The sequence below is a fragment of the Kitasatospora sp. NPDC057198 genome, assembly GCF_042670125.1.
Lineage (GTDB): Bacteria > Actinomycetota > Actinomycetes > Streptomycetales > Streptomycetaceae > Kitasatospora.
The window spans coordinates 1-2,946 of the sequence record NZ_JBHUWH010000690.1; the positions used below are offsets into that span (position 1 = coordinate 1).

The following is a 2,946-nucleotide window of genomic DNA, read 5'->3' on the forward strand; positions in this document are numbered from 1 at the left end:
ACTTTTGGCACGCTGTTGAGTTCTCAAGGAACGGACGCTTCCTTCGAGCCGCATTCCTGCGGACCCTCCGGGCGCTTCGTTCTTTCGTGTTCCCAGCTTATCAGAGGTTTTCGCCACCGTTTCACCGGTGTTTCCTCGAACTCGCTTTCGTTCGCCCCTCTCGGTGCGACTCCGGAACTGTACGGGGACCGGCAGCCGCAAAGCAAATCCGCCCCCGTGCCGGGTGGCACGGGGGCGGAAGGGGACGCGGGGCGTCCGGAAAGGTCAGTGGACCTCGGTGATCTCGGGGCCGCGCGAGAAGGGGTCGATCGAGCCGCCGGTGTACGGCGAGTCGGGCTCGGTGGGAGCGGCGGCACCGTCCGCGACCATCTGGGCGTCCTCGGGGAGCTTGAGGACGATCGGGTCGCGGGGGGCCATGGGGGCCTCGCCGCGGACCACGACGGTCTGGCGGAAGACCTCCTCCAGGAGGCCGGCCATCTCGGGCTGCACGGCGGCCTGGCCGGAGATCACGCCGCGGAGGAACCAGCGGGGGCCGTCGCAGCCGACGAAGCGGACCAGCTGGACGCCCTGGGTGCCGTCCGGGAGCTGGACGGGGACCTGGGCGCGGAGGTGCCAGCCGAGCGGGCCCTCCTCCTCCTCGACGGCGCCGCCCTGGCCGGTGATGCCGTTGGCGATCTCCTCGCGGACCTCGCCCCAGATGCCCTCCGACTTGGGGGCGGCGAACGCCTGGAGCTGGATGGCGCTGTTGCCCAGGACCAGGGTGGCGGCGACGATCGCGTCGCCGGCGACCTCGACCCGCAGCTCCATGCCCTCGACGCCGGGGATCAGCAGCCCCCCGAGGTCGACGCGGCCCTCCTCGGGCTTCTCCAGTTCGGAGATGTCCCACGGCCCGTCCGGGCGCGGGGCCGGCGGGAGGCCGACCCGGTCGGCCGGGTCCGGTTCGGTGTCGTTCTCGCTCTCGACGGAACCCTCGACGTCATCGGCCGTCTCGTCGGCGCTGATGGCGTCCTCGGCGAGCTGCTCGACAGCGTCCTCGCTCTTGCGACGACGGAACACGGTCACTGTCCTTCCCGGTCCAAGACCGAATCCAAGACCGAACGCGAATATCTGCTACCTGCTACCCATCGGACCGGCCGAAAACCGCTGCAATCGCACCGCTTCCACCCGCTCGTCGTGCTGCTCGGCGGAACCGAGGCCGCGGCGCATGCTAGACCGCGGCGTGACCGCCGGTCGAGCCGAACCCGCCTTCGGCCCGGACCGAACCCGGGAGTTCACCCACCTCGTGGAAGCGGGCCTTCTCGACCTGCTGGATGACCAGCTGGGCGATCCGGTCGCCCCGCTTGAAGCTGACGGGCTCTCGGGGGTCCAGGTTGACGACGATCACCTTGATCTCACCACGGTACCCGGCATCGACCGTCCCCGGGGCGTTCACCAGTGCAACTCCGCAGCGGACCGCGAGCCCGGACCGCGGGTGCACGAACGCCGCGTAGCCGTCCGGTAGCGCGATGGAGATGCCGGTGGGGAGCAGTGCCCGTTCGCCCGGGGCGAGTTCGGCGTCCACGGTGGTGCGCAGGTCTGCTCCGGCGTCGCCCGGGTGCTCGTAGGCGGGGAGCGGGATCTCCGGGTCGAGCCGGCGGATCAGGATGTCGACGGGCGGGCGGACGGGGTCGGTCACGGGTTCACCTCGAAGGCTCGGGCACGCTTGATCTGGTCCGGGTCGTCCAGGATCTTCTGCACGTCCTCCGGACGACCGTGCGTGGTGAAGTGTTCCAGCTTCACCTGGACGAAGAGTGCCTGTGCCCGGATGGCGACCGGTCCGTCGGGGCCGCCGATGCGGCCCTCGGCGGCGCTGTAGACCTTGCGGCCCTGCACGCCGGTCACCCGGGCGTGGATGTGCAGCACGGAGTCGACGGGGACGGGGCGGACGAAGTCGGTCTCCAGCCGGCCGGTGACGGCGGGGGCGCCGAGCAGCCAGTTGAGCGTGCCGAGGGTCTCGTCCACGGCGCTGACCAGGATGCCGCCGTGGGCCAGGCCGGGGCCGCCCTGGTGGGCCGTCTTGACGGTGAACTGCGCGGTGACGTCGAGGTGTTCGCCCGCGACGGCGGTGAGCTGGAGGCCCTGGGGGTGCTGCGGTCCGCAGCCGAAGCACTCGTCGTAGTGGGAGCCGATGAGGGTGCCGGGCGCGGGGGCCAGCGGGGAGCGTTCGGGGAGGACGGCGTCCGCGGGCGGGGTGGTGGGGGTGGCGATGGGTCCGTTCACGGCGCCGACCCTACCTGCCGGTAGCTTGCCGGGACAGGCACGGATCCGGCCCGGAAACCGGGCCCCGGGGGGCCGCCGCGGTGTGCGGAGCGCCCACAATGGGGGGCATGTACGAGGAACGTCTCACCGTCCCGCGGTTCTGGTGGCTGCTGTCCGTGGCGCTCGGGCTCTCGCTCGCGCTGATCCTGCTCCGGTTCAGCGGGGTGGGCGCGCTGATCGGGCTGGTGGTGGGGGTGGCCGCGGGCGCCGCCGCGCTGAGCGGCTACGGGTCGGCGCGGATCCGGGTGGTGCAGGGCTCGCTGGTGGCCGGCCCGGCCCGGATCCCGCTGGAGGCGCTGGGCGCGGCCGAGGTGCTGAACCCGAAGGAGGCGGTGGCCTGGCGTTCGGTGAAGGCCGATCCGCGGGCGTTCATGCTGCTGCGCAGCTACGTGCCGACGGCGCTGAAGGTCGAGGTGACCGACCCGGCCGACCCGACGCCGTACCTGTACCTGTCGACCCGTTCGCCGCAGCGGCTGGCGGACGCGCTGGCCGAGGCGGCGGCGTCCGCGCGGGGCGCCGGGCGGAGCCGCTGAGCGCGCTTGGCGGAGCCGCTGGGCGGGCCGGGCGAAATCGCCGGACCGTGGGCCGCGGCTGAAAGGTACGCGGCCCGGAGCATGCCGAAAGGGACGGTCCCACCCGGAGGTGGGG

The 2,946-nt window shown here is 72.4% G+C and carries 4 protein-coding genes; 1 reads left to right on the forward strand and 3 read right to left on the reverse strand.

Annotation, left to right across the window (positions count from 1 at the left end; translation table 11 throughout):
* Window positions 1-264 precede the first annotated feature (264 nt).
* The 3 genes from ACFUEL_RS37790 to ACFUEL_RS37800 form a co-directional block, all read right to left on the reverse strand.
* The gene (locus tag ACFUEL_RS37790) at window positions 265-1,056 is read right to left on the reverse strand and encodes a DUF3710 domain-containing protein (protein WP_380242457.1); all 792 of its coding nucleotides are present in this window, start codon (window positions 1,054-1,056) and stop codon (window positions 265-267) included.
* Window positions 1,057-1,207: 151 nt separating this feature from the next.
* The gene (gene dut, locus ACFUEL_RS37795; RefSeq protein WP_344552587.1) at window positions 1,208-1,675 is read right to left on the reverse strand and encodes a dUTP diphosphatase; all 468 of its coding nucleotides are present in this window, start codon (window positions 1,673-1,675) and stop codon (window positions 1,208-1,210) included.
* Window positions 1,672-2,259 carry a PaaI family thioesterase gene (locus tag ACFUEL_RS37800; protein ID WP_380242459.1) on the reverse strand — a complete coding sequence of 196 codons (588 nt, stop codon included), beginning with the start codon at window positions 2,257-2,259 and terminating at the stop codon, window positions 1,672-1,674. The genes dut and ACFUEL_RS37800 overlap by 4 nt, the downstream gene beginning before the upstream one ends.
* Window positions 2,260-2,366: 107 nt before the next feature.
* Between ACFUEL_RS37800 and ACFUEL_RS37805 the strand changes: the two genes are divergently transcribed.
* Window positions 2,367-2,831 (forward strand): DUF3093 domain-containing protein, encoded by a 465-nt coding sequence (locus tag ACFUEL_RS37805; protein ID WP_380242461.1) that lies wholly within the window; start codon window positions 2,367-2,369, stop codon window positions 2,829-2,831.
* The last annotated feature ends 115 nt before the right edge of the window (window positions 2,832-2,946 follow it).

Excerpts from the sequence above, each read along its gene's own strand:
- ACFUEL_RS37805 (WP_380242461.1), top strand. The coding sequence starts at position 2,367 with ATGTACGAGGAACGTCTCACCGTCCCGCGGTTCTGGTGGCTGCTGTCC.